At 63.5% G+C, this 25,642-nt stretch carries 27 protein-coding genes; 15 read left to right on the forward strand and 12 right to left on the reverse strand.

Translation table 11 applies throughout. The annotated features are described in order from the left end of the window. The first annotated feature begins 19 nt into the window (after positions 1–19). The 5 genes from IVA87_RS20165 to IVA87_RS20185 all read left to right on the forward strand — a co-directional run bounded on the left by IVA87_RS20165 (position 20) and on the right by IVA87_RS20185 (position 4,370). Positions 20–1,942, forward strand: a complete 1,923-nt coding sequence (locus IVA87_RS20165) for an FAD-binding monooxygenase (protein WP_247334696.1) — start codon at positions 20–22, stop codon at positions 1,940–1,942. 154 nt (positions 1,943–2,096) lie between these two features. Next, the gene (locus IVA87_RS20170) at positions 2,097–3,062 is read left to right on the forward strand and encodes an SH3 domain-containing protein (protein ID WP_247334700.1); all 966 of its coding nucleotides are present in this window, start codon (positions 2,097–2,099) and stop codon (positions 3,060–3,062) included. Positions 3,063–3,231: 169 nt separating this feature from the next. After that, positions 3,232–3,510, forward strand: coding sequence for a hypothetical protein (locus IVA87_RS20175; protein ID WP_247277277.1), 279 nt, complete (start codon positions 3,232–3,234; stop codon positions 3,508–3,510). A 262-nt stretch (positions 3,511–3,772) separates the two neighbouring features. Further along, positions 3,773–3,979, forward strand: coding sequence for a hypothetical protein (locus IVA87_RS20180; protein WP_346657683.1), 207 nt, complete (start codon positions 3,773–3,775; stop codon positions 3,977–3,979). Positions 3,980–4,001: 22 nt separating this feature from the next. After that, positions 4,002–4,370 (forward strand): hypothetical protein, encoded by a 369-nt coding sequence (locus IVA87_RS20185; protein WP_247297198.1) that lies wholly within the window; start codon positions 4,002–4,004, stop codon positions 4,368–4,370. A gap of 20 nt (positions 4,371–4,390) precedes the next feature. Here the strand turns inward: IVA87_RS20185 and IVA87_RS20190 are convergent, their stop codons facing one another. After that, on the reverse strand, positions 4,391–4,735 hold the full coding sequence (locus IVA87_RS20190; protein ID WP_247334703.1) for a multidrug efflux SMR transporter: 345 nt from the start codon (positions 4,733–4,735) through the stop codon (positions 4,391–4,393). A 203-nt stretch (positions 4,736–4,938) separates the two neighbouring features. Continuing rightward, on the reverse strand, positions 4,939–5,604 hold the full coding sequence (locus IVA87_RS20195; RefSeq protein WP_247297194.1) for a class I SAM-dependent methyltransferase: 666 nt from the start codon (positions 5,602–5,604) through the stop codon (positions 4,939–4,941). 97 nt (positions 5,605–5,701) lie between these two features. Here IVA87_RS20195 and IVA87_RS20200 point away from each other — a divergent pair, with 97 nt between their 5' ends. Together IVA87_RS20200 and pdxY are read left to right on the forward strand one after the other, a co-directional pair. Continuing rightward, positions 5,702–6,334: a TetR family transcriptional regulator gene (locus IVA87_RS20200; protein ID WP_247297191.1), complete on the forward strand. Its 633-nt coding sequence runs from the start codon at positions 5,702–5,704 to the stop codon at positions 6,332–6,334. A gap of 111 nt (positions 6,335–6,445) precedes the next feature. Beyond that, the gene (pdxY, locus tag IVA87_RS20205; RefSeq protein ID WP_247297186.1) at positions 6,446–7,264 is read left to right on the forward strand and encodes a pyridoxal kinase; all 819 of its coding nucleotides are present in this window, start codon (positions 6,446–6,448) and stop codon (positions 7,262–7,264) included. Positions 7,265–7,266: 2 nt separating this feature from the next. Here pdxY and IVA87_RS20210 read toward each other — a convergent pair whose 3' ends face one another. Further along, on the reverse strand, positions 7,267–8,568 hold the full coding sequence (locus IVA87_RS20210) for a hypothetical protein (RefSeq protein ID WP_247297185.1): 1,302 nt from the start codon (positions 8,566–8,568) through the stop codon (positions 7,267–7,269). A 343-nt stretch (positions 8,569–8,911) separates the two neighbouring features. Between IVA87_RS20210 and IVA87_RS20215 the strand changes: the two genes are divergently transcribed. The 3 genes from IVA87_RS20215 to IVA87_RS20225 all read left to right on the forward strand — a co-directional run bounded on the left by IVA87_RS20215 (position 8,912) and on the right by IVA87_RS20225 (position 9,805). Further along, positions 8,912–9,082: a Flp family type IVb pilin gene (locus IVA87_RS20215; protein WP_247297184.1), complete on the forward strand. Its 171-nt coding sequence runs from the start codon at positions 8,912–8,914 to the stop codon at positions 9,080–9,082. An 88-nt stretch (positions 9,083–9,170) separates the two neighbouring features. After that, a complete protein-coding gene (locus tag IVA87_RS20220) occupies positions 9,171–9,377 on the forward strand; it encodes a hypothetical protein (protein WP_247297183.1) in 207 nt (68 codons plus the stop codon). A gap of 170 nt (positions 9,378–9,547) precedes the next feature. Further along, entirely contained in the window at positions 9,548–9,805 is a 258-nt protein-coding gene (locus IVA87_RS20225; RefSeq protein WP_247297182.1) for a hypothetical protein, read from the forward strand. On the opposite strand, the gene IVA87_RS20230 is transcribed toward IVA87_RS20225, so the two are convergent. Continuing rightward, on the reverse strand, positions 9,739–10,023 hold the full coding sequence (locus IVA87_RS20230) for a helix-turn-helix domain-containing protein (protein ID WP_346658372.1): 285 nt from the start codon (positions 10,021–10,023) through the stop codon (positions 9,739–9,741). The genes IVA87_RS20225 and IVA87_RS20230 overlap by 67 nt on opposite strands. A 278-nt stretch (positions 10,024–10,301) precedes the next feature. Between IVA87_RS20230 and IVA87_RS20235 the strand changes: the two genes are divergently transcribed. From IVA87_RS20235 to IVA87_RS20250, 4 genes are all read left to right on the forward strand, one after another. Continuing rightward, on the forward strand, positions 10,302–11,708 hold the full coding sequence (locus IVA87_RS20235; RefSeq protein WP_247334706.1) for an adenylate/guanylate cyclase domain-containing protein: 1,407 nt from the start codon (positions 10,302–10,304) through the stop codon (positions 11,706–11,708). 113 nt (positions 11,709–11,821) lie between these two features. Further along, positions 11,822–12,223 (forward strand): VOC family protein, encoded by a 402-nt coding sequence (locus IVA87_RS20240; protein ID WP_247297178.1) that lies wholly within the window; start codon positions 11,822–11,824, stop codon positions 12,221–12,223. Between the two features lie 256 nt (positions 12,224–12,479). Then, positions 12,480–13,115 (forward strand): cell envelope biogenesis protein TolA, encoded by a 636-nt coding sequence (locus IVA87_RS20245; RefSeq protein WP_247297177.1) that lies wholly within the window; start codon positions 12,480–12,482, stop codon positions 13,113–13,115. A gap of 800 nt (positions 13,116–13,915) precedes the next feature. Further along, complete coding sequence (locus tag IVA87_RS20250; RefSeq protein WP_247297175.1) at positions 13,916–14,422, forward strand: hypothetical protein; 507 nt, start codon at positions 13,916–13,918, stop codon at positions 14,420–14,422. Positions 14,423–14,566: 144 nt separating this feature from the next. Here IVA87_RS20250 and IVA87_RS20255 read toward each other — a convergent pair whose 3' ends face one another. The 3 genes from IVA87_RS20255 to IVA87_RS20265 form a co-directional block, all read right to left on the reverse strand. Beyond that, positions 14,567–15,364, reverse strand: coding sequence for a transglycosylase SLT domain-containing protein (locus IVA87_RS20255; protein ID WP_247297173.1), 798 nt, complete (start codon positions 15,362–15,364; stop codon positions 14,567–14,569). Positions 15,365–15,789: 425 nt separating this feature from the next. Then, positions 15,790–16,767 carry a hypothetical protein gene (locus IVA87_RS20260; RefSeq protein ID WP_247334869.1) on the reverse strand — a complete coding sequence of 326 codons (978 nt, stop codon included), beginning with the start codon at positions 16,765–16,767 and terminating at the stop codon, positions 15,790–15,792. A gap of 283 nt (positions 16,768–17,050) precedes the next feature. Then, positions 17,051–17,833, reverse strand: a complete 783-nt coding sequence (locus IVA87_RS20265; RefSeq protein ID WP_247297171.1) for a class I SAM-dependent methyltransferase — start codon at positions 17,831–17,833, stop codon at positions 17,051–17,053. A 109-nt stretch (positions 17,834–17,942) separates the two neighbouring features. Between IVA87_RS20265 and IVA87_RS20270 the strand changes: the two genes are divergently transcribed. Continuing rightward, entirely contained in the window at positions 17,943–18,209 is a 267-nt protein-coding gene (locus IVA87_RS20270) for a DUF2312 domain-containing protein (RefSeq protein ID WP_025575662.1), read from the forward strand. Positions 18,210–18,330: 121 nt separating this feature from the next. Here the strand turns inward: IVA87_RS20270 and IVA87_RS20275 are convergent, their stop codons facing one another. The 5 genes from IVA87_RS20275 to IVA87_RS20295 all read right to left on the reverse strand — a co-directional run bounded on the left by IVA87_RS20275 (position 18,331) and on the right by IVA87_RS20295 (position 25,403). After that, on the reverse strand, positions 18,331–18,846 hold the full coding sequence (locus IVA87_RS20275; protein WP_247297160.1) for a ParB N-terminal domain-containing protein: 516 nt from the start codon (positions 18,844–18,846) through the stop codon (positions 18,331–18,333). Between the two features lie 32 nt (positions 18,847–18,878). Further along, on the reverse strand, positions 18,879–19,214 hold the full coding sequence (locus IVA87_RS20280) for an ASCH domain-containing protein (RefSeq protein WP_247297158.1): 336 nt from the start codon (positions 19,212–19,214) through the stop codon (positions 18,879–18,881). Between the two features lie 13 nt (positions 19,215–19,227). After that, positions 19,228–20,361, reverse strand: a complete 1,134-nt coding sequence (locus tag IVA87_RS20285; RefSeq protein WP_247297157.1) for a hypothetical protein — start codon at positions 20,359–20,361, stop codon at positions 19,228–19,230. Further along, complete coding sequence (locus tag IVA87_RS20290; protein ID WP_247334711.1) at positions 20,349–21,512, reverse strand: Druantia anti-phage system protein DruA; 1,164 nt, start codon at positions 21,510–21,512, stop codon at positions 20,349–20,351. The genes IVA87_RS20285 and IVA87_RS20290 overlap by 13 nt, the downstream gene beginning before the upstream one ends. 114 nt (positions 21,513–21,626) lie before the next feature. Beyond that, positions 21,627–25,403 (reverse strand): vitamin B12-dependent ribonucleotide reductase, encoded by a 3,777-nt coding sequence (locus tag IVA87_RS20295; protein WP_247334715.1) that lies wholly within the window; start codon positions 25,401–25,403, stop codon positions 21,627–21,629. Between the last annotated feature and the right edge of the window lie 239 nt (positions 25,404–25,642).

Below are 25,642 nucleotides of genomic sequence, written 5' to 3' on the forward strand. Positions count from 1 at the left end.
GTTGGCGGGAGAGGTGCTCATGCAATTCCATCTGAATGGATTTCAGCCGGGCGATCCCGAGATTGCCGATCCCGCCGACCGCGTTCAAGCCTCGGGTGCAGCGGGCGCGGTGCCTGAAGAGGTCGATGTCCTCATCGTCGGCTGCGGACCCGCCGGCCTCACGCTCGCCGCCCAGCTCGCGCAATTCCCTGATATCAAGACCTGCATCGTCGAGCAGAAAGCAGGCCGCCTGCTGGTCGGCCAGGCCGACGGCATCGCCTGTCGCACCATGGAGATGTTTCACGCCTTTGGTTTCAGCGCGCGCGTGCTGAAGGAGGCCTATTGGGTCAACGAGACGACGTTCTGGAAGCCAGACGAGCGGCAGCCCAAGACGATCGTCCGCAGCGGTCGGGTCCAGGACGTCGAGGACGGGCTGTCGGAATTCCCGCACGTCATCCTCAACCAGGCCCGCATCCATGATGGCTTTCTCGACGTCATGCGGAAATCGCCGGCCAAGCTCGAGCCGTATTACAGCCGGCGCGTGCTCGATCTCGATGTCGATCCGACCGCTGCTGCCGCCGATCATGCCGTGACGGTGCGGCTCGCCCGCGTCGATGCCGGAAGCGAGGGCAAGATCGAAACGATCAAGGCGCGCTATGTCGTCGGCTGCGATGGCGCGCGCAGCACGGTACGAAAGTCGATCGGCCGGGAGCTGCACGGCGATTCCGCCAATCACGCTTGGGGCGTGATGGACGTGCTGGCGGTGACAGATTTCCCGGATATCCGTTTCAAGTCGCTGATCCAGTCGGCGAAGGACGGCAGCTTGCTGATCATCCCGCGTGAAGGCGGTTACATGGTCCGCCTCTATGTCGAGCTCGCCAAGCTCGAGATCGGCGAGCGCGTCGCCAATCGCAACATCAGTGCCGACGACGTCATCGCCAAGGCGCAGCGGATCTTGAGGCCGCATACGCTCGAGGTGAAGGAGATCGCCTGGTGGTCGGTCTACGAGATCGGCCAGCGCCTCACCGACAAGTTCGATGACGTGCCGGACGCCGAGATCGAAACCCGCCAGCCGCGTATCTTCATCGCCGGCGATGCCTGCCATACCCACAGCCCGAAAGCGGGGCAGGGCATGAACGTCTCGATGCAGGACGCCTTCAATCTCGGCTGGAAGCTCGCCGCCGTCCTGCGCGGGCAGTGCGCCCCAGGCCTGCTGCATTCCTATTCGGCCGAGCGCCAGGCGGTTGCCAAGGAGCTGATCGACTTCGATCGTGAATGGGCAGGGATTCTCGCCTCCGCCGCGAAGGCCGGCGGTGCCGATGCGGCGAGGACGCAGGACTATTTCGTCCGGCACGGCCGTTACACGGCCGGGACCGCGACGCATTACCGTCCCTCGCTTCTCACCGGCACGGCAGCACATCAGCATCTCGCGGCAGGTCTCGTGATCGGCAAGCGCTTCCACTCCGCGCCGGTGATCCGGCTGGCGGACGCCAAGCCGGTGCATCTCGGTCATGCGGCGCGGGCCGACGGCCGCTTCCGCATCTACGCGTTTTCGCCTGCGGAAGATCCCGCCGCAGCGGGATCGGCCATTCGCGCCCTGTGCAAGTTCCTCGCCGAAGCAAGGGAGTCGCCGATCAGGCGATACACGCGGGTCGGCGCCGACATCGACAGCGTGATCGACCTGCGCGCTATCTTCCAGCAAGGTCATCGCGAGCTTGCCGTCGAGGCGATGCCGCCGCTGTTGCTCCCGCGCAAAGGCCGCTACGGCTTGATCGACTACGAGAAGATGTTCTGTCCCGACCTCAAGAGCGGCAACGACGTCTTCGCCATGCGCGGCATCGACCGGAAAGCCGGCTGCATGGTCGTGGTGCGGCCGGACCAGTACGTCGCGAATGTGCTGCCGCTCGACGGCTTTGCTGCGCTCGCGTCGTACTTCGACGCCGTCATGTTGCCAGCGAATTGACGGTCCGGCTGCGCGCCCGGGTGCTTTGGCGATGAACGGCGAGTGAATATTGAACCGCGCGCGGTGTGCATTTCGATCTTTCGACGCGTGCGACCACCGTACGCGGAACGCCCGTTCCGCTTGCGCGTTCCGACTGGCAGAGGAGGAACACGCCATGAGACTCAAAAGCGTTTTGCTTGCCGCATTGCTGCTTGCCCCGACGGCCGCGCTGGCCGCGCCGGGCATCGTCACCGTCTCGACCGGCCTGCGTGCCGGACCGGGCACGGGCTTTCCCCTGGTCGACCGCATCCCCGGTGGTGCCCGCGTCAACATCCATGGCTGCCTGCGCGGCAATGCCTGGTGCGACGTGAGCTTCTCCGACGATCGCGGCTGGGTATCGTCGCAATATCTCGAATACCTCTATCGCAGCCACTACGTCTATCTCCCCGATTATGTCGAGGAGATCGACGTGCCCGTCGTCCCCTTCGTGTTGACCTCGTATTGGTCGAACTACTATGCGGGACGTCCCTGGTATCGCCGCCACGCCTATTGGAATAATTACTGGACTTCGCATCAGCGTTTCGCGACGCGGATGACGCTTGATCCACGTGCGGCTCGTATCGGCCGCGCGGCAACGCGCGATGCGGCGGTCGCACTCGAGCGCAGCGGCGTGCACGCCAGGGGCAATGTCGCGGCCACCGCACGGGATGCCGTGGTCGGGCGGCCCAATGCGCTCGCCAAGCGCGACGCCGCGGTTACGATCGACCGAACCCGCGCCGCGCGGAATGAGCGCATCGCGAATGAGCGAACCGCCGTGCAGGGCCGCAGTCCGCGCGACGCGCAGGCGCGCATGATGCACGACCATGCTGCGAGCCGTGCTGCCGTGCGCGCGCAGCCGATGACGCGCGCCCATGAAGTGCCGCGCGTGTCGGCCGCGCCTGCAGCCCGGCCGGCGATGCCGCACGTCGCCCAGCCGAACGTCGGCCATGGCACGCCGATGAATGCCCGAGCGCAGATGCCGGCGCCGCGCGCGGCGGCACCCGCGATGCCGCACCCCGGCGGCGGCGCTCCGCACATCAATGCGGCGCCGCGTGGTGGCCCCCAAGCGGGCGGCCCAGGTGGCGGCCATCAGAAGCACTGACGTTGCTTAGGAAAGCCCGGCCCTTGCGCCGGGCTTTCTGCTTGTCGGACCCAGGTTCTCTGCGCATACAATTTAAGGAAGTTTTTCGCGAGCAGATTTCATCGATCGTAATATGTGTACTCAAAGCTGTAAGCATCCACTCGGGGCAGCGGGGCACGGGAGGATGACGATGAGACAGAGTCAGGCGGAGACGCGCCGCCAAAATGTCGCGAAGCGGTCGATGACCAAGGAGGCCAAGCAGCTGTCCAGCCTGATTGCCGGACTGCGCAAATCCCTCGAAGCGATCCACAAGGAACGGGCGAGCGCAAAGCTCACCGGCGCCGAGATGGGCATGCTCGACGAGCGCCGCAACAATCTGCAGCTCACGATCGCAGCCCTCGACGATCGCCTGTCGGCGGTGCAGGGGCTGATCAATCTCGGCCGGCCGCACATCATCAGGGTGCACTAGCGACGCTCGCGCAGGCGCTATCGGTTCCGTAGCAGTCGTGACGGCGCCGGGGGCCGATTCGGCACCATGTGACGACGCGCCTGCGGCGCTGCACGCTTGGCGGCAAGCAAACCCGCACAGCAGAGGCGCGTCCCTGATGCGGCGCGCGCTCATCCGGTTACCGGGCTGTGAGCGCGCCGGCGCCGTACTGCCCGCGGATGGCACCAAATTGCCACGCTCCTGGCGAATTGCCGCCAAAGCCCGCTGCCACGAGAGGGGCGGGGTGCGGGGCAACGCCAGGGGATATGCATTGGCCTACAAAATGGTCGCAGAACGCGACAACGAGAAGTATAGCTTCGCCCGCGAGAGCCGGCTGCTCATCGTGGCCAAGGCCAGGGTGTGGGCCAGCGAGGGGTGGCAGGTCGTCATCACCGATCAGGACGGCAAGGCCTATGCGCCGCCCGAATTCGATCAGCTGTCGGCGGCGTGACCGCAAGGCGGTCCAAGGGACAATGTTGATTTCGCTGTTTCGACCGGGGCGCGGCTTGATCGCGCCCTTGATTACTCTTGCCGCGGGCGCCGTCCTGACGGCGACGGTTGCAGCCGCGCAGAACCTTGACGCCGGCAAGTCGCCCGCAAGGCTCTTTGCCGACGGTTGCGCCAGTTGTCACCGCACCCCACGGGGCCTTGCCAAGGGACGCTTCAGCCTGACGCTGTCCTGGTTCTTGAAAGACCACTACGCAACCAGTTCCGATTCCGCCAAGGCGCTCGCCGCCTATCTGGAGTCGGTCGATGGGCCGCCACCCCGTAGTGCGGCCAAGCCTGGCGCAAAACCGCCGCGATCCGCGCAGCGTCCGCCCAAACCGGTGCGGGGCCAGTAGCGCGCACCGGGACTGCCGCGTCAATGCACCGTCGTCTCCGAGAACAGGTTGATCACCACGACCCCGGACACGATCAAGGCGATGCCGACGAAGGCGGCGCCGTCGAGCATCTGGCGGAATAGCACGAAGGAGACCGTGGCGGTCAGGATGATGCCGACGCCGCCCCAGATCGCATAGGCGATGCTCAGGGGGATGATGCGGATTGCCGCCGACAGCGCATAGAACGAGGCGACATAGAACAGCACCATCGCCAAGGTCGGCCAGGGCCGCTTGAACTGAGCGGATTGCTGCAGGAAGGCGGACGCCGTGACTTCGAACACGATGGCAAGTGCGAGCGCCGCGTAAGCATTGAAGGCGGAGGTCATGAGCCTCTCGGCGTAAGAAGATTCTGCGCGGTATACGTCGAGCCCCTGGAACGGGCTTTTGCCGTGAGCAGGTAACACGTGTGAGTGACGAACCTGCGACACCGATTGGAATGCGGACACGACGGTGACGCCGCCGAGGCAACGAAGCCGCCGCGCGTTCCATCGCGTGGCGGCTCGAGATGCCGCGGTGCGTCGACACCGCGTCAGTTGATCCGCACCGACAGTTCGACGTCTTCGACAAAGGCCGTGGACATGTAGCCGTTTCCCGGCTTGCGCATACGCGCCAGATAGTCGGGGCTGTCGTCGGCGTTATCGGCGACGATGATCGCGCCCGGCCTGAGATGGCGTTCGAGCAGATCCAGAATATCCGAGTAGAGCGCCTTGGCACCATCGAGCAGCACGAGGTCGATCGTATCGGGCAGATCGGCACTGAGGGTCTTCAGCGCATCGCCTTCGCGGATTTCCACGAGGTCGATCACACCGCCGGCCGACAGGTTGTCCCGCGCCCGCGCTGCCTTAGACGGCTCGAACTCACTGGTGATGAGGCGGCCGCCGCCATTGTCACGCAGAGCTGCAGCAAGATGCAGGGTCGAGATGCCGAACGAGGTGCCGAACTCGACGATCGCCTTGGCGCGGGAGCTGCGGGCCAGCATGTAGAGCAGGCTGCCGGTCTCGCGCGAGACCGCGAGCGGAGCGTCCCTCAGGCGTCCATAGAGATCGCGGTAAGCGGTCTTGCTGCGCATCATCCGTGCCCGGTCGGCATCGGACAAGTCGGCGATAGCGGCCAGCGTTGCGCTGCTTGCAGCTTCGGCCTCGTCGAACAGTCGATCCAGCAGCGGCGTAAGCGATGTGATGGTTGGGGTGGTCATTTGGCGTCTCCAGGGTTCGCAGCGAAGCGCGTGCTTGCGCGGAGACTGAAATACGACTAATTCGTCGCATTTCCTATTCGCATTGCTCGCAGGCATCATGGCCGACCGTCGAAGCCGTTCAATTTCCTCGCGAAAACAGCCGCAACAGGCCCGCTCCACCGGGCTGGTGGCGGCCATCCTGGATGCCGCTGTTCAGGTCTTGGCGAAGGAGGGGGCGCAGCGTTTCACGACGGCGAGGGTGGCGGACCGGGCCGGGGTGAGCGTTGGATCGCTCTACCAATATTTTCCGAACAAGGCGGCGATCCTGTTCCGCCTCCAGAGCGACGAGTGGCGGCGCACCAGCGAGCTCCTGCGCGGCATCCTGGCGAACCGGGCGACGCCCCCGCTGGCGCGGCTGCGCGCATTGGTCCATGCCTTCATCCGCTCCGAATGCGAGGAGGCTGCGATTCGCGTCGCGCTCAGCGATGCCGCACCGCTCTATCGCGACGCGCCGGAGGCGCAGGATGCGCGGGCGGCCGGCGAGGGCATCGTCGCCGCCTTCATGCGGGAGGCGCTGCCCAAAGCCTCGGATGCGACGCGCACCCTCGCCGGCGAGCTGATCACGACGACGCTCAGCGAGGTCGGCAAAAGTTTTTCGGAAGAGACACGGAGCGAGGCGGAGATCGCAGCCTATGCTGATGCCATGGCCGACATGTTCTGCGCCTATCTTAGAAGGCTGGCGCGGCGCTGAGGCATTGCCCGCACGTGCTGCCGCAATCCTGTAGCTAGGATGGAGGTGCGCTCTATTTCGGCTATGATTGCTGCACTTGCCTCGCGTAGCATTTGCCCCTACGGACCTCTGATGCTCGTCATCTCCATTCAAAGTCAGGTGGTCCACGGCCACGTCGGCAACAGCGCGGCTGCCTACGCCGTGCAGGCGGAAGGTGTGAATGTCGCGGCGGTGCCGACGACGCTGCTGTCGAACCATCCACGCTATCCGAGCCTGCGCGGGCGGGTGCTGGAGACCGAGCTGGTGGCCGATCTTCTCAGGGGCGTAGAAGAGCGCGATCTCGTCGACGAGGCGGCCGTGGTCGTCACTGGCTATCTCGGCTCGCCCGGTAATGCCGCCGTCGTTGCCGAGTTCGTCGAGCGGGCCTTGGTGCGCAATTCGAAGCTCGTCTATCTCTGTGATCCCGTGATCGGAGACGATGGTCGCGTCTATGTCGCCGATGGAATTCTGGACGTGCTCCGGCGCCGGCTGCTGCCGGCCGCGAACCTGACCACGCCAAACCGGTTCGAGCTCGAGCTGCTTGCGGGCATCACGATTGCCGATGCGCAGGACCTGCGCGCGGCCTGCGCGGCACTCGCGGGGCAGGCCCGCCTCGACGTCGTCGCTACCGGCTGCACGCTCGCGGACACGCCCGAAGGACAGTTGGAGACGATCCTCTGCGCCGACGGCCATTTGTCGCGCTTTGCCACGCTGCGTCTGCCGATCCGGCCCTATGGCACGGGCGACCTTCTCACCGGCCTGATCGCGGCGCATCTCGCCAAGGGTTTGGCGAGGGAGGTCGCAGTGCGGCTGGCGGTCGAAACCATCTTTGCGGTGCTGGTGCGCACGCAGGAGGCCGGCACAGCCGAGATGCGTCTCGTGCCGCTGCCGACGCCGGCCCGCAAGCCGTAGCTTCAGGTCGCGCGTTTGCCGGCCGATTGCGCCGCCCTCTGCGACTTTGCCGGGCTCTTCTGCTCACGCATGGCCTGTGATTTGGGCGGCTTTGCGTGGGCCGCAGCGCGCACCTTTCTCGGCTTGGCGTTGGCAGCTTCCTTGCGCTCCGCCGTGCCCCGGCGCGAGATGTATTCCTGGCCGTCGATCGGGCCGACATGCGGCGGATCGCGGCCGAGATAGGGCCGGCCGATGCCGAATGCCTTGCCGTTGGCGTCGACCCACTTCCACAGGATTTCAGTCGAGACCCAGCGTTGCGCGCGATTGCTACCCTGGGTGCTGACGATGTCGGCGGCCATGCCGTGCCCATAACCGCCACGCGTGCTGCCGCCGTGATAGGAGCGGTCGGAGGCGGCCTTCAGGCCGCTCGCGATCGACTGGCGATAATCGTCACGGAACGCGCTGGTGATGCCCGGCGAGAGGCCGGCGGCTTCGGCGGCGAGCAGCGTGCGAAACAGCTTTCGCTTGAAGCTCTTGTCCATGCCGCCGATGACGTAGTCCATCATCGACATGCCGGCATGCTCAGCCGCCTTGGGATCCTTCCAGCCGAAATCCTCGTCGACCAGCTTGGTGAAGCTGCGCATCACGGTCACCGTCTTGCCCTTGCGCTTGACGGTGACGGCGCGGCGTTCCTGCACCTTGATTGAATCCTCCTTAGGCGTGCGCTGGTAGAGCGCCCAGAGATAGCGATCGATGCAGGCGTCCACGACGAAGCATTCGTCGAGCACGGCGACGGTGTCTGCGGGTGGCGACGTCTTGCTTGCAACGGGGGCGGATCCGCTCGCGATCGTGGCGGGGGACAGTGCGTCCGTGGCCACGATCTCGGTGGGATCGGCGGATGCGAGTTTGAAGGGCTCTGGCGCTGGCGCAGGCGGAGCCTCGCTGACGCTCGGTGCTGGTTCGGGCGAAATCTGAGGCGCGGGCGGCTCCGGCGACAATATCAACGCGGGATCGGCCGACGCGAGCTGGACGGCGGGGGCAGGTACCTCCGCCTCCGGCGCGGCTGCCGCTTCGACAGTTACGAGGCTCGCCGCAGCCGCCGCAATGTCGGCGGTCAAGGCGACACCGTCCTCGATGGTCGCAGCGCGTGGGACGTCGGCAAGGTCGAGGCGACCGAGATCCTTCGCGCGCGAGACGGCAGCCGCATTGGCGCCGCTGTTCTCGATAAGGGCTGGCGCGTAGGCCGACAGGGAGAGCAGCAGCCAGGCAGCGAGAACGGCCGAGGGGCATGAGACCGCCACAAGAAGAGACTGCCGATCATTCATGATCCCTGCCTCCAAACGTTCTGTTCGAACCAGTCTTGTTCGAACAGTCATGATGCAAACAGACTTGATGCAAACAGTCTTGCACGGAAAGGCACGCAGCGCGTCAATTGTTCGGAAGAGGGTGTGGCGGCGCAATGGCGTAAATCAACGAAAACGGGCTTTTCGAAGAGGTGTTGCGAAGTTGCAACGCGGGTTCCATGGCGGCCCCATGTGCGGCTGCGCCGGAATGCCTGCAACCAGCCGGTTTGTCGTCAAATTGAGCGATCCGAATTTACTCAATCTTCGATTGCCACAACGCACTTTTCGCGCTCGCAATTTCTGGTAGAGACAGAAAGGCACGTCAGTGAAGTTGAAATGCAAATGGGCCGAATTCGTCGCCAATGAATCCGGCGCCACTGCGATCGAGTACTGTCTGATCGCGGCCGGCATCGCACTCGCGATTATCGAGATCATCTATGCGCTCGGCACCAATCTCGTCGCAAAACTGCAATCGCTCGCGATCGCGCTGAAATAGGCGGTGAGGGGCTTTCGCGATTGGCTGTTTGACAAGACGCCCTGACGCTTCGCGGCAACTTTGCGCACGGCCGTGCGTTGATCGGCCCATGAGCACGCATTCCTCGCTTCGTCCCATGGACGACTTCGATCCCACCGAGCCCGCCATCCTGCATGATCGTCTGTCCGACACGATCATCACCTGGACCGCCGAACAGGCCGATGACTACCGGAAGGCCAGCCGGCCACGTGAGGATGGAACCGTAGCTTGGAAGGCCTACCTCTTCGATGGTTGGGGCAACGTGCTCGGCGGCTGACCTCCGCCCGCAACGCGCGATGGCCCCGCCGGCGTGATTCGGCCAAGGCTTTGTACCGTGTTAAGCATATCGCCATGCACTGCGTGCGCTGTTGCAATGCAACAGCGGATGTCGCAATGCAGCACGACGCGCTTAAATGTGCTCCGAATCTTCCATCAGGAGCATTACCAATGAACAAGAAGAAGACTTTGACGATCGCCGCCACATTCCTGACGATCGCGGGCGCGACTTCGGCTTTCGCCGCTGAGCTGCCGACCTATGAGGCCAACGGATTTCCGGTTTCGCCCTTGCAGGTGCGCGTGGTCGGTGGGACGCATGTCGAGCAGCAGGTCGCGGCGCCCACGACGGTTGCTTCAGCGCATCAATTGAAGGTGCTCAGCCCCCGCAAGGTCAAGACCGCGGACGTCACGACGGGGGCCGCCCGCTGAGTTGAGATCGCATGAAGGCCAGGCGGGTCTCGCCGCGCGCGCGATCCGCCCCTTCGTGCGACCATGAACGACGCGGCCTGGAACGCGATCTCAGCCATAGTGTAATCACCGGCATCGAGCAAGCGCTTGGCGCGTTGCGCGCGCAGCGTCTTGGCAAGCTGTTGCGGCGTGGCGCCGACATGCCATTCGAACAGCCGCGCCAGATGGCCGCGACGCAGCGCGCATCGCGGCGCTGTTCACCGATGCCGCCGAATGGATCGCGCCGAAGGGCAACGCCACCGCGATCGCGCTCGGTCACATCGACCACTTAGTGGGCGCGCAAAGCGATAGCAGCGGGGATGGGGAAACAAAGAGAAATCCGGCCTTTGCCGGGACTCCGCAAACTCCCATCATCGTGACGCAGCAATTGACGGCTATGGCTTGCGCTCCTCCTTACCCGGCATAGGTAATCGGAAAGCGGATGTCCGCGTCACCCCCTTCCATATAACATCACGGCATGAGCGAGATCGAAACCCTGTTCGGTGTCCTGCGCCAGTCGGCCGACGCGCCCGTCGTCGACATGCTCGAGCGCATGGTGCGGGAGGGGCCGGACCATGCCCTGTGCAAGATCAATGCGCTGCATCTGGCAAGGATGGCCAATCTCGGCGAAGAGCAGGTGATCGCGGGGCTGCTGCATGCGGTCGGGCTCGGCATCCTCGAGATGACCTGGAGCGTGATGTGCCCGAGCTGCGCCGGCGTGCTCTCGGCCAACAAGAGCCTGAAGACCGTCAACAGCCCGCAATATCACTGCGCCTTCTGCGCCGCCGGCTATGAGACGACGCTCGATAATCTGGTCGAGGTGACCTTCGCGGTCAGCCCGCGCGTGCGCAGGATCGCCGCGCACAATGCCGAGGAGCTGCCGCTCGCCGAATATTACCGCCAGGTGTTCTGGAGCTCGGCGATCGAGCTTCCGCCCGACCTCGACGGCCTGCTTCGCGAGCTGACCCTGGAATCCGTCGACCTGCCGCCGGGCGAGCGCGCCATTCTCTCGCTGCAAGTACAGCCGGGCATGCTGATCGTGTTCGATCCGGTGACGCACACGGCGCACTACATCGAGGTGAAGGGCGAGGAGACGGCCGAGCGCCAGGCCCTGTCGTTGATCTTGAACAGGACCGAGGTCCCGGTCGACGCCGTGAGCCTGCGCCCGGGACCGCTGCGGCTGACGCTCGAGAACCGCACCGACGGCCGCGTGCTGCCGGCGGTGTGGGTGATGAACCAGCGGCTCGACGATCTCCTGACCCGGCGCAAGCCGAGCCTCACCGCAAAGCGCCTCCTCACCAACCAGACCTTTCGCGATCTCTACCGCACCGATACGCTCGCGATCGGCCAGCGCCTCAAGATCCTCAGCCTGACCTTCCTGTTCTCGGACCTGAAGGACTCCACCGGGCTTTACGAGCATGTCGGCGACCTCGTCGCCTTCGATCTCGTCAACGAGCATTTCCGCCTGTTGCAGGAGATCATCGCCTCCGAGCAGGGCGCCGTGGTCAAGACCATTGGCGATGCCGTGATGGCGACCTTCGAGACGCCCGATCGCGCCATTGCGGCCGCGATCCGCATGCGCGAGGCCATGAGCGAGCTCGGCGCCCAGCGTCAGCACCAGGGCCTGCTGCTCAAGATGGGCATTCACGAGGGCTCGTGCCTCGCCGTCACCCTCAACGGCCAGCAGGATTATTTCGGCCAGACCGTGAACATCGCCTCCCGCGTCCAGAGCCTCGCCGCCTCGCGCGCGATCGTAGTGACGGAGGCGGTGGTCGACAACGCCGAGGCGCGGACGCTGCTGGAGGCCGGCGGCCTCAACCCGACACGTCGCAGCGTCGCGCTGAGCGGGATCGGGGACAAGGTGTCGGTGTACGAAATCCCGTAAGACCGTCGCCCGGCGCGCAAGCGAAATTCGGGATTGCACCTGCGGCACCATCCCGGATTGCGCGACGCTCCATTCGGGCTACGCTCGCTGCGCAACCGCGCAACGAGTTGATCATGGCCTTCCTCCTCAACATCGACGTCCCCGACGTCGCGCAAGCGACGACCTTCTACACCGAAGCATTCGGCCTGACGCTCGGCCGTTGCTTCGGCGGCGACTTCGTCGAGCTCTTGGGCTGGCCGGCGCCGGTGTATCTGCTCACCAAGCAGGCCGGCACAATCGGCGCCGGCGGCGATCGCCGCCGCTACGCGCGGCACTGGACGCCCGTGCATATCGACGTCGTCGTCGATGATGTCGATGCCGCCGTCGAACGCGCGCTGCGCGCCGGCGCGATCCTCGAGATTGCCGCAAGCGATGCGCCCTATGGGCGGATCGCGATGCTGGCCGATCCGTTCGGGCACGGCTTCTGTCTGCTGGCGTTCAGCGAGCGCGGATATGACGCGCTGCTCGGGGCGTAGATCGAGCGCGGGGCGGGGCCCGTCAAAGCAAAGTTGTGAAAACAACCCCATGCACAGTAGAAAACATGCGGGATTTCAGAGTTCTGCAAGTCCGAATATTTTTCCCGTCGGGCGAGCAGGGCACGGGACGCCAATGCTCCGGGCCGACTTCGGCGATCCCGAATAGCGTTTGACTTGTCGGGCAAAACAGGGGCAAACTGGCATGATGGCGCCCGGTGCGACGGGAAGCTGATACGTCGCCAGGCCGTGGGGCGAGATGCCAAAAAAACTCAAAAGAAAACTGAAGACCTACCAGACTTCGCTCGGCTTCTACGACCAGGCGGTCGCCGCGCCATCGATGAAGGCAGCGCTGGAGGCGTGGGGCGCCAGCTCCAACCTGTTCCATCAAGGCGTGGCGAAAGAGACCGACGACCCCGACATCGTCGCCGCGACCATGGCAAGCCCCGGGGTTGTGCTCAGGCGTCCGGTCGGCTCGGACGGCCCGTTCACCGAAAGCGCCGAACTGCCGACCGATCTCGCCGACGGCGAGGCCAAGCCGAAACGTAAGCCCAAGCCAAGCAAGCGTCCGGCCAAGACGGCAAAGACATCGTCCCACAAGATTGACGATCGACAGGCGCGCGAGGCCGCCGCGGCGTTCGAGAAGGAGGAGCGGCAGCGCGAAGCCGAGCGCAGGAAAGAGGAGGCCGCCCGCGCCAAGGAGCGCGCGCGCCGCGACAAGGCGGTCGCGAGCGCGCAAGCCGCGCTGGACAAGGCGAGGCGCGAGCACGAGGCTCACACCGAAGAGATCGAAGCCGAGCGGGCTGCCCTCGATGAACGTGCGGAGGCGGAGCAGAGCCGGTGGGACAAGCAGAGGATGAAGCTGGAGGAGGCGGTGCGTCGGGCGCGGGAGTAGGCGGCTGCTGGCGGAGCGGCCGGAGTCGCCAAAGCCGGCAGGGGGCGTTCGAGCAAGTCGAAAACGAATTAGGCTTGCCTTGCTTTGCCTCCTTGAGCACTCTGGCGGGAAGGAGGCCAACGCATGAAGACAATGACCGCCGCGTGTGCGCTCGGAACGGCCCTGGTGCTGTGCAGCCTTGGAACGTCAGGTGCTGAAGCCCGGCCGCGGAAGGCGCAAGTCGTTCGTGAACCCCAGCAGAGACTTATCGTTACGGCGCCCGTGCTCAGGCCAACGCCGTGGGATTACTATATCGTTCCACGATATCGCTATCGTCCTGAAGACGACCGGGTCGATCCATACGGCCCGCCACTGGTTTCGTCGTGGGTCCGCTATGAGGGGTGGCGGTGGCCGTACTGGTGGTGAACACCCATCAGATTCTGCGGCATGTGGTGATCGGCCATCGACGGACGCTGAACTGACCGGCTTGCGGTCGGCGCAAAACGCCGGCCGATGATAGGCCGCGCGCCGAATGCGCGGGCACAACACCCGGATTTCGCCACGCGCGCCCCGGGCCACGCTTACTCGACCGCTCATTTCTCGCTCGAGAACTCGAGTCCTTGCGCACCTCCCATCTCCGCCAACCCGCGACCAGAACTGGTTGAGCGCGCCCAGGTTCAACATCGCTGCGTGCGACGTCAGCGATTAGGAAAATGGCAAACCTGAGACTGTCAAGGATTCATTGAGGTAGAACGACATTTATCCCCGTAATAAACCCAATGCTGTTAAGGGTTCGGGGTTGCGTATTGGGAGGATCAATCATGGCAAGTGTTGAACAATTGCGCAGACGGGACGGAGTGAATCTGGTCCAACTCGAAGCGGACATTGCGTCGGTACGCTCGGGAAGCTCTATTACTTCCATTGCTCTGCCTGATTACGTCGAGCACACCGCGGGCGTGTCGCGCGTCGGCGCGCTCAGTGCAGAGGCGGTCATTCGCGACTACGAGTCCGCTGCAAAAGAGATCGAGGCCATGGGCACCGAGTTGATCGACGCCGCGCACAAATGCGAGGCGCTGACAGCCCAGGTCCATGATGCGATCGCTTTCATGCGGGAGACGGCGGCGGGCTATCGTGAAGAGGGACGGAAGATCTTTAAGCGCATCGAAGAATGCGCGCTGTTCACCGAGGACGTCCGCAAGACTTGCGAACAGGTCAAGCGTAGAATGGCCGAAGTCTCGGTAGGCCCGTCTTCCGATGAGGAGCTTGCGCCACAAGAGCCCGAGTTGAGCGGGATCGCCGGACAGGTGACGATGAGCGAGATACGGTGAGGCGCGCGTAGAGCTTAGTTCGTAGGATGGGTCGAGCTGTTGCGAAACCCGTCGTCGCGCGCAGCGTCGTTAGTATCGCTTCCGCTCGTCGAGCTACGGCGGACAAGTCGCTCCGCCCATCCTACGGTCTGCGAAACGCATCATCTAATCGCCGTCACCAGCCGCAAGGCGCTGAAACTGCCGCTTCATCGCGTTGACCTTGGCGACGTAGCTTGCGACGAGGTGATCGCCGCAGCGCTCGCCGACCAGCATCTGAAACTTGCGGCGCGCATAGGCTGTGGCGGGACCTGCGCCGCAGAGATGGATGAAGGCGGCCAGATCCTGCTTCTGTTGCGCGCCTGACTTGATATCGCCCGCGAGGGTGAGGACCAAGGCCACTTGGCGGTCCAGATACACCGATGCCAGCTCGACGGCATGGCTCGGGATCGCGCGGATGTAGAAGCTGTTGAACCCGCAAGCCGTCTCCGTGACCGCGTTGCCGCGGACACAGAACCGGGCCGCTTCAGTGAAGGCGGGATCGGTCATCTGGTAGAGACCGACGGCGCTGGAGGCCGGTCGGTAGATCGCGAGCGGATTGAAGCTCCATCGCCAGCGCCAATAGGTGCGCGCGACGGGATTGCCGGAACTTTCGACCTGCGCCAGCGCGGCCAGCAATTCGGGCGTGATAACAGCGGTGGAATAGGTGCGGAAGAGCGGCCCGTAATGCGCCCACGTCTCCGCCGGCTCCTTGTCGAGGGCATGTCCGAGAAGGACGAACAGCTCGGTCGGCTTGCGGATCAACTGATAGGCGATGTTCACAAGCGCGATGGCCGCAAGCAGGATTGCCGCGCCGGCCGCGATCCGAACCATCCGCGGTGATCGCACGAATGTCTTGCGCATCCACCGGGCGCCTCGCCGGAGCTTGCGAAGGCGAGAGAGGAGGCGCTTGCTTTTTTTTGCCATGCCGTTTCGGGAGTGCGACCAGCGCAGATGATGGACTTGGTTAACGCAATCTAGGCTATTTGTTTGAGCATGATCTTTGCGGAAAACCGGTGCGCACTTTTCGCTCGCGGCTCATGGCGTCAACATCAGCAAGGCGGAGCCCGTCAACGGATTCGGAATCGCATCCTCTCTGACATCCACGGTCGAAGGTACCGGATCATGAAGCGCAGCACAGGTACTCCGGCATCGTGATCGAGGACGACGATCGCCGGCACAGCGTGTCATACAAGGTGTTCTGGACCTTCACGTATCGGAACGGCACGACGCGGCAGGTCGAGCAGGGTATCGACTACACGTTCGTTTCGGCCGGTAGCTCGCAGAATGGCCCTATCCTACGGGCCTTAAATCCAATCGCGCCTTCGGAAAAAAAAGCCTGCCCTGCGGGCTCACCAATCCGGATAGCCGTAAGGTTCGACCATGTAGGGCGGCGGAGGCATCCAGGGGCCTCGCGGCGGTCTGGGCCGTCGGGGTTCGGCCGCTGATACATGCGGCCGGGCATGCGCAGCCGCATCGTTGTTCGTCACGCTTCGCACGACGGGCTTCGCGGCTGCAGACGCGGACGAAGCGGTGAGTTGTGTCTGCAGCGCCTGGACCTGCGCGGCGAGTCGCGCATTGTCCGCCGCATCCTTCTCCTGCGCCGCCTTGAGCTGTTGAATGGTGTCGGCCTGCTCACGCAGGCTCTGCTCGTTGCGGCTCTTCAGCTGCTCGAGCTTGCCGTTGATGCTCGCAAGTTCGCTCGTGATGGCCTTGAGCGATTGCGCAAGATCGGACGACGACGGGTCAGGCGCTGTGGCGTCAGGCTTTGGGGCGCTGTCCGTTTCCTTAGCTATCGGCGGCGCGGGCAGCGGGCTCGACTCGTCCGCAGCAGCCAGTTGCACTGCCGGCGGCTGCGCCGGACTTTCCACCACGGGCGGGGGCCTGCTCGCGGCCGACGGAACCCATCGTGCCATGATCGACGTGCCGATCGATTTGGCCTCATCGCGATATTGCGACGCGAAGGCGGCTCCGAGAAAGCCGATCGCCAGCACCAGGCCGACCAAAGCGCGCACCAGGGTCCGGTCTCCCTTCATGCCTTGATCGCGAACCTTGGCATCAGGCGCCGCCTTGTTTCCGGAAGTTGCGGCTGCCGTCGCACCAAGACTTGCGTGCGAGGCCCGCTGGCCTTCGCTGTTGCGTTCCATTCCGGAAACCAGCCGGTCCAGCCGCGCAAGGTCTTCCTCTGCGCGCTTGATCCGGTCATAGGCCCGCGCCAGCCCGCCGTCGGCGCGCGCCTCATCCGGCTTGGCGGTGTCAGGCTTGTCGGCACCAGGCTTGTGGGTATCAGGGCTGGGGTCGTTCGTTTCAGGCACCGATGCGCTCTCCATCCGGTCGGGCGTCAATGGGAGGCGGTCCGATCACTGCAAGGATAGGTCTCGCCGCTGTCCAACACAACGCGTGTGCAAAGGAAAAATTGTGGCGGGCTCGGGAGCGCGACGGAGCGAGGCCGCTAACGCCTCCGGCGCACGAATTACGATGCAAGTGCACTTAATTGACACCGACCAAGCGTGAGTCGAGCCGAGATTCGGCAGGGCGGATGGCGGACGAATCTAATGCACTGTCACCGTGATTCCTGCGGGTTGTCATAGGAATTCCTGCCTCCCCACATCTTCAGCGCGGCTTGCGTCCGCTGATCGCGTGCGCGCGGGCGCTGCAGGTGATGCGGCCGTCCGTGTCGGCGGGCAGGCGCGCCCTCACGCGCTGCATGAGCGCGGCGACGTCGGCCGCCGGCATGGCCGCGATCACGGGTGCGGTGGAGGGGGCCTTCGTCTCCACATTCCAGAACTCGTCGAAATCGGCAAACGTCCGCTGCACGGTGATCTCCCGGGTCTCGATCTGCTGCAGCCCGGCCGCGCTCCAAAGGCCCTGAAGCGCCGCAAGAGTGGACACTTCCATATGCGGCGGACGCGTCGGCGACAGCCCCATCGCGTGCATCTCATCGAGGATCGGATCGAGCGGAAATCCGCCGCCCAGCATGTCCCACATGTAGGTCGCAACGAGGCCGCCGGGACGAACGATGCGCGCCAATTCCGCGACACCCTTCGAGGGGGTCCGCACGAACACGAGAACCAATGCCATCACCGCGGCATCGAAACTTTCCACCTCAAAGGGCAGTGCCATGGCATCGCCGGTTTGAAACACGGCCCCGCGCGCGCCGGGACGCCTGCGGGCAAACGCGAGCTGTCCCTCAGAGGGATCGATGCCCTGCACGTCGCTGGGCGCGCAGCGTGCAAGAATGAGCTCGGTGAAGGCGCCATTGCCGCAGCCAACATCGATCCAGCGCAGCCCTTGTGGTGGCCTAAGCCAGTCGAGAAAGATCTCGCCGACCGAACGGCTCCAGACACCCATCACCTGCTCATAGGCGGCGCCGTCATCGAAGCGAAGCTCGGGCATGGAACCGCTCCCTCGGCGCTTGTCAGCAGGCAATGCGCGGGCTGCGAGGTTAACACATTGGTCATTTCTTTGCGGGCATTTTCACGATCTCAGTCAGCAAAGAGGCACCATGTCCGACATCACCATTCCCGGCGGCAAGATCCGTTCCTTCGTCGAGCGGATCGAGAACCTCGACAGCGAAATGCAGGAGTTGAGCGAACAGAAGAAGGAAGTCTTCGCGGAAGCCAAGGGCGAGGGCTTTGACGTGAAAATCCTCAAGGAGATCATCAAGCTGCGCAAGGAAGACAAGAACGAGCGCGATGAGCGCGAAAGCCTGCTCGATCTCTACATGCGCGCGATGGAGACGGCGTCGCCGGAGCAGGCGAAAGCGGCGTGAGAGGATCGCGGTAATGCAAGGAGAGATAGCCGCGGCTTGCGGCTATCGATGCCCCAGAACGACGACGGGCTGATCGATTTATGATCGGGCTTTTGGTTCGATCTCGCTGCAATCCGGGCCATCAATAGCGCCCGCCGCTTCCCTTTTGCTGCGTGATCCAGTCCGACAATGTTTTCCGTGCCGATCCCGCAGTCCGGCCCGGCGATGCCTTCGGATTGTCGCGGACGCCTTTCATCGAACGGGTGCGCGGCGCTTGCGTTGCGCCAGCGCTCTTCAAGGCAGAAGTCGATGCGTCTGCGGCTTCCTTCTCGAGGCGTAATTGTTTCAATCGCGCCATCTTGATGCGCTCTGCCTCCACTTCGGGTCGTTCGGCGAGCTGCGGCTTGTGCTGAGCAAGCTCGGCCGGGACCAGGACACCGATGATGGTCGTCTCGCCGAGCGCCTTGCAGGCTTCGAGCCGATGCAGTCCCTCGACTAGAACGAGGCGGTCTCCGTCGCGCCAAACGGAAATGGGAGCCTGCTGTCCGATGTCCAGAATACTTTCCGCGATCTCCCCGACGACCTCGGGCTTGATGGTTTTCTTCTGCTTCGTGGGAACGAAGATCTTCTCGATCGGGAAGCTTTCCGGTTTGGGCATGACTTCACTCCGCTTCTACCGGGCCCGCGCAGCTACCCTGCAAGTTCAAACCTAATTGTGGTGATCGGCTGCTCTGGATCGATCTTTCGATAATATTTCTCAAGATCCTTCTGAAGCTCGGTGACGTTCTGAAAGCCCTCCCACTGCGCGTGCTGATCAGAAAGCGCCTTGTAGGGTTCAGTCGCAACCGAGATGACCTTGACTTTGAGCGAATTCGCTCCGTCGGTGAGGTCTATATTTTCCCCCTCAACTGCCGCGATGCCTAAACGGATCGTGGCCGTTTTCTTGCCCTCGCGAGCGGCCTGAAAATCCTCAACGCTCACCTTGATGCGCTTTTTATAGGTGAACTGTCTGTTCACGATAGCCATCTACTTCTCCGTGTTACTTTGCGCCTGGAAGCTTAAACTTGCCCGTAAGGGTGGAATAGGACGTGACGCTCAGTAGAACGCCAACCACCACCGAGATTATGCCCCAATCTATGTGATCTTTGGCCAGAACAGCGCCAATCACTACACCGGCCGCCCCCAGGACCCCTGATAAAACTCCCAACTTCATCCTCGACGGGTCCATCGTCGCGCGAAGATCCAGGGAGAAGTTGGGGCCGATCGGGTATTTCCCTTCGGGTGTAGGGCCTGTAGTTAGATGCAACTTGCAATCCTGCGGACGGAAGCTGTCGATCGCGGCGATTTGGCCTTCCACCGATACATGCTGAAATCTACGTAGCGGTAGCGATTTTCCTTTGAACGCGGAGAGGGGCTCTGCATCGCAAGAAATCGAGATCGCCCGCGGTTCTCCTTCTGGGGCGTTCGAATCTTCCTCCGCTTGGGGCTGTCGGCTTTCGACTTCGATGCCAACCTGATCTAGCCCATTTACGGTAAAGACGGACCGCGACCTCTTCAAACCGCTTGACGAGGGGCGCTCCTCGATGTGCGGCTTGATCCCGATCGCATCCTCACCAGATACGAGCTTCGCGACCCTCCAAAAAGAATCGCCAGCGAACTGCGAGGGCGCGACACCCAACTTGTTAATGATGGCAGCCCAATTTTCTGCATCGGCACCGGCCCGCAAACTGCGGAAGTGCTCGTCTCCTTCCGATACCGCGATCCACTTCGAGAAGGGCGCCTCATTGCCCTCAATCAACGGACGCAGTATCTCGGATAGCGCATGTTCGTTCGGCGCCGGGTAACCTTCCAACTGCAGGTCGATGTAATACTGATCGACGGAGAACGCGGCGCTGCGAAGTGTGGCCAGGCGAGTTCCAACCCATAACCCGTCAGCGAACGGTATCGTACCTGCCGGCGGGTCGCCGTTTTTTTGGTAACTCTTGGATTGTGCGTAGACCAGCAAAACCTGATTGCCGCCGCGCCGCGCTTCCATTTCCGCCAACGCCCGTGGCGAAAAATACTTCGTTCTGTAGTCGTATGGGATGACGCAACCTGCGGGCATAGCCAGCAAGTTATGTACATCCTGGTAATATTCCCGCTTGGTGCTGCTGTCGAAAATTACCCAGAACATCTAGTTCGCTTCCTCCGGCTAACAGGAATCGGCCCTGAACGGACGAAACTGCGCAAGGCTTCCTGACGACTTCCCGACACGACTGCCTTGGCCAGATACTTCGCCTTCCAATACGCTAGGATAGTCTCGATTGCCACTCCACGAGCCCTGCGTCCGCGGCCGGATCTCAAAGCGTCTAGATCAGCCGTATGGAGGACTCCCAGGTAAACACCCTTAGGGTAAGAGCTTTGCAAGATGGTGCTGGAGCCAATGCCGCAATTGCGCATTGCGACACGCAGCACATGGATCGGCCGAACAGACTTGGAGAATTCGCCCTCTGGCGCACTGACAAAGCCTGGCAGGAATGCGCGAGCAGCCCCGAGCGTCCTCGGACTAAATCCCAAGGTAGAATAACCGCTGGTCTGGCCGATGCGCGAGAACAATCCGCCTGGTCTTAGGCCGATCCGATTGAGGATTGCACAGTGCAGCCCCGTCGCAGAGGTCGCCACAACGCCCAGCAGCTCTGACCGATAACGTCTTCGGACCTCCCTGACCACCACGTCGCTCATGGCGAGAGAGGCGATAAGCTTGCCGCCCAGTAGGATGTTGTAGGGCGGCAGCGCCACAATGGTGGCTAAGTCCATCAGTCGGCGCAATCCGCGATCCTTCACGCCCTTCCGGTCAACGCCGGACCAATTCAAATAGGCGTCTCGAGCACCCATCGTGTACGGTCCGCTCGATAGCTCAAACACTCCCATCAGCCGCTTAGGCGCCTGCCCAACGTCGTAGACGAGACACCTAACTTGCCGCCCGACGCGATTGGTTGTCGGGACATGTTGAAACAGCTTGGCGTACCGGAATAGTTCGTGATCGGCGACGCTGCGGCAAATCTTAATCTCTGGATTGATGTCTTGGACCTGGATCGTAGCGTCGCCTAGAAGATTTAGGATCCCCTTGGCTTCCAGCCTCTCGGCGAACGACCGCTCCAGTTCAATTTGTTCAAACCTTAGTCCCCGCATGGCCCGCTCTTGGGCTTTGCGACTTGGCGCCGTTACTTTCCAATCAGATTTACCAGAAAGCCTGACGCGATAACCCGCCGCCTTCAGATCCTCGCGTAGGTTCCTCCGAAAGACAGCCTTTTTTTGTCGGAGAACGGTGTCGTTGCTGCGCATTCGCACTGAGCGTACTGGTTGATAGAATAAAGTCATGCTGCTGAATAGTTGTAAACCACGAGCAGGGTACTGCTCGTGGTTTACAGCGGCATGAGACCAGGCGGTTTATAACCGCTACGAACACCCCGTCGTGCTACCGCAAGTATCACACTTCATGCACGTGCCATTCCGCACCAGCGTGAAGTTGCCGCACTCCGAGCACATCTCGCCCTCGTAGCCCTTGGCCTTCGCTTCCGCGCGGCGCTCGGCCTTGCTGGGGACCGCGACCGTTCCGGCGCTGCCGGCCTTGCTCCACTGGAGCTGCTCGAGCTTCTCCGTGGGGGAGAGATCGTGGCTCGCTTCCTGCTTCAGCGCGACTGCGCCTTCGAGGGCGTCGCCGGCGCTCCGGGCGGTGGCGCCGTGGGAGGCGAGCGAGGTGACGCGGCTGCCGCCGGCAGGCGCGCTGTCGTTGCCTTGCGAGACCGCGGTCGAGCCGCCGCGCATCACGACCAGCTTGTCCGTGCGCGAGCGGGTAAGGCCGCGCGAGACCAGCTTGGTCGCGTGGTGGCCGCCGTCCTCGTCCGGCTCCTTACCTTCCTCGACGCCCTTGCCGAGCGCGTCGAAACCCGTCTCGTTGGGGTCGACGTGGGCGAGGTCGAAGCGGGACAGATAGCTCACCGCGAGCTCACGGAAGACGTAGTCGAGAATCGAGGTCGCGTACTTGATGCTGTCGTTGCCCTGCACGGGGCCCGCCGGCTCGAAGCGGGTGAAGGTGAAGGCATCCACATATTCGTCCAGCGGCACGCCGTATTGCAGGCCGAGCGACACCGCGATGGCGAAGTTGTTGATGAAGGAGCGGAGCGCGGCGCCTTCCTTGTGCATGTCGATGAAGATCTCGCCGAGACGGCCGTCGTCATACTCGCCGGTGCGCAAGTACACTTTATGACCGCCGACGACGGCCTTCTGGGTGTAGCCCTTGCGCCGATCCGGCATCTTCTCGCGCTCGCGCATCACGATGATGCGCTCGACCAGCTTCTCGACGATCTTCTCCGAGACCTGGGCGGCACGCGCCGCCATCGGCTTGTCGTAGAGCTGCTCGATCGCATCGTCCTCGTCCTCATCGTCGCTGATGAGCTGCGAGTTGAGCGGCTGGGAGAGCTTGGAGCCGTCGCGATAGAGCGCGTTGGCCTTCAGCGCGAGCTTCCACGACAGCATGTAGGCGGATTTGCAGTCCTCCACCGTGGCGTCGTTCGGCATGTTGATGGTCTTGGAGATCGCACCCGAGATGAAGGGCTGCGCCGCCGCCATCATGCGGATGTGGCTCTCGACCGAGAGATAGCGCTTGCCGATCTTGCCGCACGGATTGGCGCAGTCGAACACCGGATAGTGCTCGGCCTTGAGGTGCGGGGCACCTTCCACCGTCATCGCGCCGCAGATGTGGACGTTGGCCGCCTCGATCTCGCGCTTGGTGAAGCCCACGGCCTGGAGCAGGTCGAAGCCGGGGGCGGCAATGGCTTCAGCGCCGATGCCGAGCTGGTCGCGGATGAAGTCTTCGCCAAAGGTCCACTTGTTGAAGGCGAACTTGATGTCGAAGGCGGTCGGCAGGGCTTTTTCGACCTTGGCGATGGCTTCATCGGTGAAGCCCTTGGCCTTCAGGGTCGAGGCGTTGATGCCCGGCGCGTTGGAGAGCGAGCCGTGGCCGACGGCGTAGGCTTCGATCTCCGCGATCTCGCTCTCGCGATAGCCGAGCGCGCGCAGCGCTGCGGGGACCGCGCGGTTGATGATCTTGAAGTAGCCGCCGCCGGCGAGCTTCTTGAACTTGACCAGCGCGAAGTCGGGCTCGATGCCGGTGGTGTCGCAATCCATGACGAGGCCGATCGTGCCGGTCGGCGCGATCACCGTGGTCTGGGCGTTGCGATAACCGTGCTGCTCGCCGAGCTCAAGCGCCGCATCCCAGGCCGCCTTGGCATGAGCGACCAGGTCCCGCTGCGGGCACGAGGCGTGGTCGAGCGGCACCGGGTTGACGCTGAGCGCCTCATAGCCGGAGGACTCGCCATGGGCGGCGCGGCGGTGATTGCGGATCACGCGCAGCATGTGCGCGGCGTTCTTCTTGTAGCCAGGGAACGTGCCGAGCTCGGAGGCGATTTCCGCCGAAGTCTTGTAGGTGATGCCGGTCATCACCGCAGTCAGGGCGCCGCAGAGCGCGCGGCCTTCCTTGCTGTCATAGGGCAGGCCCATGGTCATCAGCAGGCCGCCGATGTTGGCGTAGCCGAGGCCGAGCGTGCGGAATTCATAGGAGAGCTCGGCGATCGCCTTGGACGGGAACTGGGCCATCATCACGGAGATTTCGAGCACGAGGGCCCAGAGCCGGCAGAGATGCTCGTAGCCCTCGACGTCGAAATGCTTCGTCGTGGTGTTGTAGAACGTCAGCAGGTTGGCGGAAGCGAGGTTGCACGCCGTGTCGTCCAGGAACATGTATTCCGAGCACGGATTGGACGCGCGGATGTCGCCGGACGCCTTGCAGGTGTGCCAGTCGTTCATCGTGGTGTTGAAATGCAGGCCCGGGTCGGCCGAGGCCCAGGCGGCGTGGCCGATCTTCTCCCAGAGGTCGCGCGCCTTCAGCGTCTTCGTCACCTTCTTGGAGGTGCGAGCCGTCAGATTCCAGTCGCCGTCAGTTTCCACGGCGCGCAGAAAATCGTCCTTCAGCGAGACCGAGTTGTTGGAGTTCTGGCCGGAGACGGTGAGGTAGGCTTCCGAATCCCAGTCGGTGTCGTAGGTGTCGAACTGGATGTCCTTGTAGCCTTGCTTGGCAAACTGGATGACGCGCTTGATGTAATTGTCAGGCACGAGGCTGCGGCGCGCGAGCTTGATCTCGCGGCGCAGGGCAGGGTTCTTCTCGGGGTCGAAGCAATCGTCGCCCGAGCCTTCGCAATTGACGCAGGCCTTCAGCACCGCCTTGAGGTGCTTCTGGTTGATCTTGGATCCCGTGACGAGGGCGGCGACCTTCTGCTCCTCCTTCACCTTCCAGTCGATATAGGTCTCGATGTCGGGGTGATCGACGTCGACCACGACCATCTTGGCGGCGCGGCGCGTGGTGCCGCCGCTCTTGATGGCGCCGGCGGCGCGGTCGCCGATCTTGAGGAAGCTCATCAGGCCGCTCGAGCGGCCGCCGCCGGAGAGCTTTTCGCCTTCGCCGCGCAGGCGCGAAAAATTGGAGCCGGTGCCGGAGCCGTATTTGAACAGGCGCGCCTCGCGGACCCAGAGGTCCATGATGCCGCCCTCGTTGACGAGGTCGTCACCGACGCCCTGGATGAAGCAGGCGTGCGGCTGCGGGTGCTCATAGGCCGACTTGGACTTGGTCAGCTTGCCGGTGAACGGGTCGACGTAATAATGTCCCTGGCCGGGGCCGTCGATGCCATAGGCCCAGTGCAGGCCGGTGTTGAACCATTGCGGCGAGTTCGGCGCGACCATCTGCATGGCGAGCATGTAGCGGAGCTCGTCGAAGAAGGCCTGGGCGTCTTCCTCAGTCGAGAAATACTTGCCCTTCCAGCCCCAATAGGTCCAGCAGCCGGCGAGGCGGTCGAACACCTGTTTTGCGCTGAGTTCGCTGACATAGCGCTCTTTCTCAGGCAGGGCAGAAAGCGCCTCGGTGTCGGGCACGGAGCGCCACAGGAAGGAGGGGACGGACTCTTCCTCGACCTTCTTCAGGCGCGCGGCGACGCCGGCCTTGCGGAAATATTTCTGGGCGAGGACGTCGGAGGCGACCTGCGACCATTCGGTCGGCACCTCGACGTTCTCCAGCTTGAACACGACCGAGCCGTCGGGATTGCGAATCTCCGACGTGGTCAGCCGGAAATCGATTCCCGCATAAGGTGACTGTCCCGAAGTGGTATGGCGCCGCTCAATCCGCATGGTCTTGCCCCGTCCTTAATATTTGACCGAACCGCCTCCATTCAGGCGTTCCGATCGACATTTCGCTTCGCGAGTCCCTTTGGCCGTTCGGGCTCGGGCATCGCAGTTCAGCCGGTGAACCCGGCCCTTGTTCTCCCGACGGGATTGCTCGGTGCGCGCACCTCACATCCGCCGGCATGTCCAGGCCCATCCGCCCCCAAGGGAATGAGCCCGACATGCGTTCAACGCCCCACCGTCAC

It is taken from the genome of Bradyrhizobium sp. 147 (assembly GCF_023073935.1).
Taxonomy (GTDB): Bacteria; Pseudomonadota; Alphaproteobacteria; order Rhizobiales; family Xanthobacteraceae; genus Bradyrhizobium.

Bases quoted from the DNA above. Each gene is read 5' to 3' on its own strand.
- IVA87_RS20290 (WP_247334711.1), bottom strand. From the start codon at position 21,512: ATGCGCAGCAACGACACCGTTCTCCGACAAAAAAAGGCTGTCTTTCGG.
- IVA87_RS20260 (WP_247334869.1), bottom strand. From the start codon at position 16,767: ATGGAGAGCGCATCGGTGCCTGAAACGAACGACCCCAGCCCTGATACC.
- IVA87_RS20185 (WP_247297198.1), top strand. From the start codon at position 4,002: ATGTTGATTTCGCTGTTTCGACCGGGGCGCGGCTTGATCGCGCCCTTG.
- IVA87_RS20255 (WP_247297173.1), bottom strand. From the start codon at position 15,364: ATGGCAAAAAAAAGCAAGCGCCTCCTCTCTCGCCTTCGCAAGCTCCGG.
- IVA87_RS20220 (WP_247297183.1), top strand. From the start codon at position 9,171: ATGAGCACGCATTCCTCGCTTCGTCCCATGGACGACTTCGATCCCACC.
- IVA87_RS20285 (WP_247297157.1), bottom strand. From the start codon at position 20,361: ATGTTCTGGGTAATTTTCGACAGCAGCACCAAGCGGGAATATTACCAG.
- IVA87_RS20200 (WP_247297191.1), top strand. From the start codon at position 5,702: ATGGCCGACCGTCGAAGCCGTTCAATTTCCTCGCGAAAACAGCCGCAA.
- IVA87_RS20280 (WP_247297158.1), bottom strand. From the start codon at position 19,214: ATGGCTATCGTGAACAGACAGTTCACCTATAAAAAGCGCATCAAGGTG.
- IVA87_RS20240 (WP_247297178.1), top strand. From the start codon at position 11,822: ATGGCCTTCCTCCTCAACATCGACGTCCCCGACGTCGCGCAAGCGACG.
- IVA87_RS20225 (WP_247297182.1), top strand. From the start codon at position 9,548: ATGAACAAGAAGAAGACTTTGACGATCGCCGCCACATTCCTGACGATC.
- IVA87_RS20295 (WP_247334715.1), bottom strand. From the start codon at position 25,403: ATGCGGATTGAGCGGCGCCATACCACTTCGGGACAGTCACCTTATGCG.
- IVA87_RS20210 (WP_247297185.1), bottom strand. From the start codon at position 8,568: ATGAATGATCGGCAGTCTCTTCTTGTGGCGGTCTCATGCCCCTCGGCC.
- IVA87_RS20235 (WP_247334706.1), top strand. From the start codon at position 10,302: ATGAGCGAGATCGAAACCCTGTTCGGTGTCCTGCGCCAGTCGGCCGAC.
- IVA87_RS20175 (WP_247277277.1), top strand. From the start codon at position 3,232: ATGAGACAGAGTCAGGCGGAGACGCGCCGCCAAAATGTCGCGAAGCGG.
- IVA87_RS20250 (WP_247297175.1), top strand. From the start codon at position 13,916: ATGGCAAGTGTTGAACAATTGCGCAGACGGGACGGAGTGAATCTGGTC.
- IVA87_RS20245 (WP_247297177.1), top strand. From the start codon at position 12,480: ATGCCAAAAAAACTCAAAAGAAAACTGAAGACCTACCAGACTTCGCTC.
- IVA87_RS20275 (WP_247297160.1), bottom strand. From the start codon at position 18,846: ATGCCCAAACCGGAAAGCTTCCCGATCGAGAAGATCTTCGTTCCCACG.
- IVA87_RS20265 (WP_247297171.1), bottom strand. From the start codon at position 17,833: ATGCCCGAGCTTCGCTTCGATGACGGCGCCGCCTATGAGCAGGTGATG.
- IVA87_RS20270 (WP_025575662.1), top strand. From the start codon at position 17,943: ATGTCCGACATCACCATTCCCGGCGGCAAGATCCGTTCCTTCGTCGAG.
- IVA87_RS20165 (WP_247334696.1), top strand. From the start codon at position 20: ATGCAATTCCATCTGAATGGATTTCAGCCGGGCGATCCCGAGATTGCC.
- IVA87_RS20170 (WP_247334700.1), top strand. From the start codon at position 2,097: ATGAGACTCAAAAGCGTTTTGCTTGCCGCATTGCTGCTTGCCCCGACG.
- IVA87_RS20190 (WP_247334703.1), bottom strand. From the start codon at position 4,735: ATGACCTCCGCCTTCAATGCTTACGCGGCGCTCGCACTTGCCATCGTG.
- IVA87_RS20195 (WP_247297194.1), bottom strand. From the start codon at position 5,604: ATGACCACCCCAACCATCACATCGCTTACGCCGCTGCTGGATCGACTG.
- pdxY (WP_247297186.1), top strand. From the start codon at position 6,446: ATGCTCGTCATCTCCATTCAAAGTCAGGTGGTCCACGGCCACGTCGGC.